Source organism: Ileibacterium valens (genome assembly GCF_001945525.1).
Taxonomy (GTDB): Bacteria; Bacillota_I; Bacilli_A; order Erysipelotrichales; family Erysipelotrichaceae; genus Ileibacterium; species Ileibacterium valens.
Window position 1 is genome coordinate 1 of sequence record NZ_MPJW01000075.1, and the last position, 7,308, is coordinate 7,308.

4 protein-coding genes are annotated in these 7,308 nt (G+C 40.6%); 3 read left to right on the forward strand and 1 reads right to left on the reverse strand.

Annotated features, from left to right (window positions below; all coding sequences use genetic code 11):
- Nucleotides 1-355: 355 nt before the first annotated feature.
- Nucleotides 356-1,984 (forward strand): patatin-like phospholipase family protein, encoded by a 1,629-nt coding sequence (locus tag BO222_RS02670; protein ID WP_075818147.1) that lies wholly within the window; start codon nt 356-358, stop codon nt 1,982-1,984.
- 255 nt (nt 1,985-2,239) lie between these two features.
- On the opposite strand, the gene BO222_RS02675 is transcribed toward BO222_RS02670, so the two are convergent.
- Nucleotides 2,240-3,142, reverse strand: coding sequence for an RluA family pseudouridine synthase (locus BO222_RS02675; protein ID WP_075818149.1), 903 nt, complete (start codon nt 3,140-3,142; stop codon nt 2,240-2,242).
- Between the two features lie 311 nt (nt 3,143-3,453).
- Between BO222_RS02675 and BO222_RS02680 the strand changes: the two genes are divergently transcribed.
- Nucleotides 3,454-3,840 (forward strand): desulfoferrodoxin family protein, encoded by a 387-nt coding sequence (locus tag BO222_RS02680; protein ID WP_075818151.1) that lies wholly within the window; start codon nt 3,454-3,456, stop codon nt 3,838-3,840.
- Between the two features lie 397 nt (nt 3,841-4,237).
- A complete protein-coding gene (locus BO222_RS02685; protein ID WP_075818153.1) occupies nt 4,238-6,940 on the forward strand; it encodes a hypothetical protein in 2,703 nt (900 codons plus the stop codon).
- The last annotated feature ends 368 nt before the right edge of the window (nt 6,941-7,308 follow it).

Genomic DNA, 7,308 nt, shown 5'->3' on the forward strand with positions numbered 1-7,308 from the left:
CATTGATATTGACGCCAAGATGCAGTGTCTGAAGACAGGAAGAAAAACCCAATCTTTCGAATATCTTCAGAGCAGATCAAATCAACAAAGAAAGGAAAAGCTCGCAAAGATCAAAATGAGTCTGTAATAGAAAAAAAACAAATCCATCCATAGAAGACAGAGCAATGGATTTGATATGTACCGCAGGCCGTGCGGGAATTTAAGCCCCTGGAGAACTATACCCCCGGTTCCGGATCTTCTGATCAGGCAGACCGGAGTTCGTCGTTTCCTCTCGGACGAAAGGGGAATAAAACATGATCTAGTATTTTCTAACGTGAACAGTAGAAAATATCAGATAAAAGCGAGCAGGTTTTTGATGAGTTTAAACAGAAATCAAAAGGATTCATCAGAAAATCCGTTCGATAATGATGATCTCTCAAACCCTGATCTGGATGACTTGCGAAAGACTTCACTGGATCTCACAGATGGAAGCGGGTTAGATGCACAGTATGAAAAACAGCTGCTCGAAAAACAAACCAGCGCCCAAAAAGAAGAATCCTCTGAAGAATCATCTGTACTCAAACCATCTGATCAGCTGGATAGAAGAGAAGAGAACTTTAAAAATCAAAAGAATGATAATTTAAAAAATATAGAATCTGGCAAAAATCTCTCAATTGATGAACCAAAAAAACCTCAGAAAGGACTGGTTTTAGGTGGTGGAGGAGCGAAGGGATGCTATCACGTGGGAGCCTGGGAAGCTTTCAGAGAATTGGGGATTCGATTTGATGCGGTGACAGGCACCTCAATTGGTGCCCTGGTCGGAGCTTTTTACGTTCAGCAGGATATTCATCCAGTGGTCGATTTTGTTTTAGGGATGAAACCAACCGAAATCGCTGAAGAGCTTCCATATATGCCTAGTACGGTTCGTGAAAAAATCCATGGGTCAAAGACGATGATTGAATTCTTGATCAAATATATGGATGATAAAATGGATATCACACCGCTTAAAAAGCATTTTGACAATATTTTCAACTACGAAAGCTTCAAGAACTCCCCAATCGATTACGCCTGCATGACCTATAATGATACATTGCAGGAAGGAGAAGCTTTCACGAAAGATCAGATCACAAGGGAAAACGCCAGAAGCATTATCATGGCTTCAGCTGCCTGTTATCCGGCTTTTCCAAAAGTGGAGATTGGAGATCAGGTCTATATGGATGGCGGGTATGCGGATAATGTGCCAGTTGAACTTTTATTAAAGATTCAGCCTGAAGCAGATGTTCGCGTGGTCATTGATATTCATAATCCAACTGACCCCAAGCCGCCAACAGCCCAGGTCGAAATGAAATTGATCCAGCCGCTGATCAATCCGGGAAATTCACTTGATTTCTCTGAACGGCATGCTCTTTCTCTATATCACCAGGGATATCTTGAAACAATGAAATATTATGACCGTTTTCCAGGGTATCTTTTTACTTTTACTTTGGATGATTGGCCATTAATGCAGGTGGTTGAGAAGTATCTCGATACGCAGATGGAGCAAAAGGAAGTTGTGATTCCGCTATCAGACCAGATTGAAAATCTGTCTTTGAGCAGTTTGTTAGGGTATCGCCCGTTTCCTTTAGAAAACAGGTTTTCAGAGAATTACCGCTATGGAAAAATGATTGAGGCCCTTGGGCTGCTTGCCAGGATGGAGCCGGTTGCTCTGTATTCTTACAAGGTATATCTGATTGAAATGACAAGGCGTCTGTCCGAGTTAACGGTGACCAAAACCAATGAATCGGATTATCGGATGATTGAAGTACTCTCCAATCTGAAAAGAGAAGAGCTGCCCGCTTTGCTTCATCGATTGCTGGTTCGCAATCAGGGTAAATTTCCATCAACAATTGAGATGATGAAAGATCGCTTTCCTGTAAGTTACGCTTTAGCCTATACCTGGTATTTCATTGAAGAATTGACCAGAAATCTTCAGGATAATTCTGATTCGCAGGAAAAAAGTTCCTGATCAGAATAAGACCCTTATAGAAGCCAATCCTGAATTAAACTGAGACCTTTTCTGCACATATTCCAATATTCAATTGAGTCGAAAATGAACAAAAGCGGCTGATCTATTATCAGGATTGAAAGTCCTGGCGTGATCAACCGCTTTTTGTGTTTATTTGATGTTTTACTTGATCCATGCAGAGATTATCATCGTCAGGGATTCTGAGAACCATGAATAATGGTTCAGCTTGAATCAGTAAAGATTGAAATCTGAAAATCAGGCTTCTTTAGCAAGTTCAGGATCAAACCATTTAAAACGTGTATCCATTGGCAGTTCAATTTCAACGGATTCATTGGTAAAAGGCTGCTTGAATCCGAGACGATAAGCCTGAAGCATAAGACCTTTATTATTGCGGACTACGCCATACAATGGATCGTTCATGATTGGGTAGCCAAGATTGGCTAAATGAACTCGAATCTGATGCTTACGTCCAGTTGAGATTTTAGCTTTTACCAGGGATTTATCGTTGAAAAGTTTCAGACGGGAAATATGGGTATGGGCTGGTTTACCTTTTTTATAAACCATCATTTTATCGGCTTCATGACGGTTGCGGGCGATAGGATTGTTGATATCAATTTCGCGGTTTTCAACGCGGCCATCAATAACAGCTAAGTATTCCTTATTCACTTCGCCGTCTTCAAACTGCTTTGCCAGGGCATTCTGAGCTAAAGGGTGTTTGGCGAATAAAACCAGACCGCTGGCTTCATAGTCGATGCGGTTGACAGGCTGAGCCACAAAAGGCCATCCATTGCTGGCAAGGTAAGAATTGACACGGGCGTTGAGTGAATCATCCTGATTTCCATCGCCATGAACCAGTAAGAATGGTTTTTTGTTGGCAACCAGGCACCAGTCATCTTCATAAACAACCGGTACAGCTCCAAAAAACATGGGGGTTTCGTCATTCATGTTAAAGCTGTCATCTAGATGAAGGGTGATTCTATCGGCAGGAAGAATTTCCGTTTCCGGATTGGTAATAACGTTGGAACCCTTCAGGATCTGAAGGTGTTTTTTCTTTTCTTTGGAGATCTCCATCTGTTCGATCAGGGATTCAAGTGTTGTGGCTTCTGGAACTCTGACCTGCAGATCTCCATTGTTCAAAAGTGTGATCTGTAAATTCATGAATTGAACCTTTCTCGAGCAATGCTTCAGTCAAATCACTCATAATTTTTATGGATTTTTCTGATGAAGATCGCTCCGCTGTAGTTTCATTTTACGTTTGATCTTCAGGAAAGTGAAATCGAATACCAATTTGCGCTGACCAGACGCCTGCAAAGGATTTCGAGAAGGCAAATTCACTTGAATTCAGAAAAAAGATTAAAGACGCCTGAAGGACCTTTCGAAATCATCAGACAAGTCTACAAAAATAGAATAGGTACTCAAATAACACATCAATTGTCTCAATGCTATAATCAAGACAGGAGGTGTGTATTATGAAATTATTCAAAGGTGCTAATGGAGAAGTTCTTGAACTGATTTATCCAGCTGATGAAGCGGTTGAAGTTGTAGTAAATGGACAGCCGGCAGCTGAACTGAAAGCTGGTTCTACTGATGCGGCTACTGAAAAACACGTACCAGCTGTAAAAGCTGTTGATGGAAAACTTGAAGTTCAGGTTGGTGAAATTGCTCATCCAATGCTTGATAACCACTACATCACAAACATCTGGGTTGAATATCCTGATGGAACAGTAGAAAAGAAAACTCTGAAACCTGGTGAAGCTCCAAATGCTGAATTCGATATCACTGACGTAAATGGTAAAGTCACTGTTTATGAATACTGCAATCTGCATGGACTGTGGAAAAAGGAAATCGAACTCTAAAATCCAGTGTTAAACCAAAAACCGGCCAATAATCAGCCGGTTTTTTTATTCTGATCGGATTCAAAACCGAGATCTGAAATGGATCGATCTTTAATCAAAAGAATACAAAGAGACTTAATCTTGGGAAAAGAATGTGTAAGGTTCGAAACTTTCCGACTATAGAGTCTGAAACCAAAAGTCTGATAGAATGAAAACAGCTGATTCTGTCGACGATATCCATTGGGTGTATAAACAGGTTTTAAAAATTAAAGAAAAAGTTAAGATTTTTTATCGGTTGTATTGTGTAGAATGGAATCTTCCATGAAATCTTATGCGACGTTTGAGCCGACCGATGACTGGTCGGGCTTTATAGGAAAGATCATGGAAGTGATTATTAAAAAAGTTAGGAGGCAGCTGAATGAATAATCGAAATATGAAACTGATAACCGGAAGTGCTCTGTCGCTGATGATGACATTTCAGAGTACTCTTCCAATTTATGCTTCAGAAACCAATGCGGTTCTTAGTCAGACTGCAATTGAAGATATCGCAAAGAAAAATGATGCCGAAAATAAATCACAGACCGAAACAGAGGATGTCAAAGTAGTTCTGGTCTCGAAAGAAGATCAAAAAACCATTGCGGTAATCAAAGCAAAACCAGAAGACGGAAAAATTAAAGCCGCTGATCTGAAATTACCGGCTGGAGTTACTGCAGATAATCCTGATGAAGTGATTGATATACAGGAAGGAATTGTTCCTGAAATTGTATGTACCAGTACAAATAAGCAAACGGTTCTCAATCTGACTTTCATGCACGATGGCAGTGAAATTGAAAAAGCTCAGGACACTTTACAGGTTAAACCAGACAAGAATCAGCTTGTTGATTTTGTCATGGGTCTTAACGTAGATCTTCCTGAAGGCTATGCATTAAGCCAGAATCAAAGCAAGGCCTTTACAGATGCCTATTCCAAAAAGAATGATGCCTTACAGGCAGCTTATGGACAGAGTCTTGATCTTGAGGTCAATCTGTGTAATACAGCATCGCTTGAAATTAATTATATGGATGGCTCAGATCAGGTTGGATCCAAAACGATTGAACTCAATGAAGAAAACGATCAGAATGTCACTCAATTTGATCTAAACTCCTTAACACCTCCAAAAGGCTATGAATTTGTCAGTCAGCCTCAGAATGTTAACGTTGAGTGGAATCAGACTCAGGTTCTTGATGTTGAAGTGATAAAAGAAGGTTCAAAGGAAGAACAGAAGAATCCTGAAACGGATGAAAACAATACTCAGAACAATAAAGAGAACAACAATTCTTCGCAAGTGATGCCTGCTGTGCAGGAAGTGAATGAAACGATTCAGATTAACTTTGTAGAAAATGGCAAAACCATTGGCAATCAGAAACTTGAAGTATCCGGTACCGTGCAGGAAGCCTGGACTCTCAAAGAAAGTCAGCTGCATATTCCAGGTGAATATGTCCTTGATCAGCAGAATTTTGAAGAGAACAAACTTGCAGGGCCTTACGTTTATGGCCAGGCACCAGCCAGTATCGATGTTGCTGTGATCGCGGATCAGAAACCTGAATTCAAAACGGCAGTGATCGAGTTTGAATTTAAGGATAAAGAAGGAACCGTCGTATCAAAGAATGAAATCGAAGTTCAGTTTACTCCTGGTGAAACATTCGAATTAAGTCAGGATCTAATTTCAGTACCAGAAGGATACAAGATTGTTTCTTATGAAAAGAATCTGACTCTTTCTGAAGGAGTCAATCCGGTAGAAGTCACTGTTGAAAAAATCGAAGAAGCTCCTGAAGAAAAAACAGGAGTTATTCAGTTCAACTATCAACTTGAAAATGGCGATCCGGTTGAACCTTCCAGTACAAAAGATGTCACCTACACAGAAGGGACACCTTTAACTCTGTCTGAGGACATGATCTCTGTACCTGCTGGATATGTGTTTGTCAGCATGCCGGATTCAACAACATTTACCCAGGATGGCAATGGTCAAAGTGAAGTGACGGTTGTTGTCAAAGAGCAGCCAGCAGAAGCTCCGACTGCAACGGAAGCATCCTTTACAATCATCTTTAGACTGGCTGATGGAACTGTTGTAGGAGAGCCATACCCAGTCAAAACGACGCTTGACCCGGGCGTTACAGAACTTCCATATCAGGAAAGTCAGAGTGCGACGCAGATTGTTTATCCAAACAACTATGAACTCGCTGGTGAACTTCCGCAGATGATGTTTATTGCGAATTCTTCACCAACCTATTATGTAACAGTAAAACCAATTGAAGATGCGCCGGTTTCAAAAACAGCTGTATTGAATGTGACTTTTGTTGATTCAATTGCGAAAGAAAATCTTGGAACGAAAGATGTAAGAATCCAGCAGGCTTCAACCAATTCAGAAAATGCTGTTTTCACCATTGAAAACATCGAGCTTCCTGAAGGCTATGCCATTGCTCAGTCCTTCGAAAATATCGAAGTTCCATTTGGCAGTTCCAAAAACGTAGAATTACAGGTAGCTAAGAGCGGACAGGCTCAGGTTTCCTTTACCTATGAAGGAAAACAGGTTGGAAAAACATTTACCTATACCTTCCAGCAGACTGAGGCCAATCAGACTAAGGCACAACTTAAAGCCTCTGATTTAGCTGTACCTGACGGATATGAACTTGCGGTTGATGCCAATACTGTTTATGAAGTCGCTTTAGGAACAGGCAAGGATACACTCATTGCTGTTCCATTAAAAGTGAAAGAAACGGTAAAAGAAGCCAAGGCTGTCTTAAGAATTCAATACTACGTTCAGTCAGGTTCAACCCGTCAAATCGTAGGAACTCAGTCCATTGAATCGCCAAGTGCTGAATCTGTAAATTCGAAGTACTCCTATGATTTTGATAAGCAGTACAAACTCGAAGTTCCAAAGGGTTATAAGCTCAAAACAGCAGCTAAACTTGGAAAAATCGATGTTCAGTACGGTACAATGGGAACCATCCAGCTTGAAGTTGTCCGGGATACAGCTCATACGAGCACTGGAACAAACTGGCAGTTATATGCAGGAATTGCTGCTGTAGCAGCAGTGGCTGCAGGTGGATTATTCTTTGCTTCCAAAAAGAAGAAGAAATAAGCCATACGCATTAACATTAAAATATTCAGAAGAGCTTGGATTGAGAACGAATAGACATTAATTCTTATAACTTCGATCTGCTGGATATACGAATTACCAAAGAAATGAATAGCGGAAGATCGGCAGGATTACTCTTGTCGTCTTTCGCTTTTTTTCGTTCTTTTTCTTTTTTGCATTAAAGATATTCGCCAGTCGAGAATGAAAATGTCTTGTAAAATTCACTTTTCATTTTTTATTCATCGTAACCTTTTGAAATTTGCACGGGCTTTTATTCCCGGTTATCCCTGAATACCATCAAAGGCGGAAATCTTCTCTGTGCTCCAGCTTTCCTCTCAGGAAAGTCGGAAACGGAAGATTTCCGCCTTTTG

Excerpts from the sequence above, each read along its gene's own strand:
- BO222_RS02670 (WP_075818147.1), top strand. The coding sequence starts at position 356 with ATGAGTTTAAACAGAAATCAAAAGGATTCATCAGAAAATCCGTTCGAT.
- BO222_RS02680 (WP_075818151.1), top strand. The coding sequence starts at position 3,454 with ATGAAATTATTCAAAGGTGCTAATGGAGAAGTTCTTGAACTGATTTAT.
- BO222_RS02685 (WP_075818153.1), top strand. The coding sequence starts at position 4,238 with ATGAATAATCGAAATATGAAACTGATAACCGGAAGTGCTCTGTCGCTG.
- BO222_RS02675 (WP_075818149.1), bottom strand. The coding sequence starts at position 3,142 with ATGAATTTACAGATCACACTTTTGAACAATGGAGATCTGCAGGTCAGA.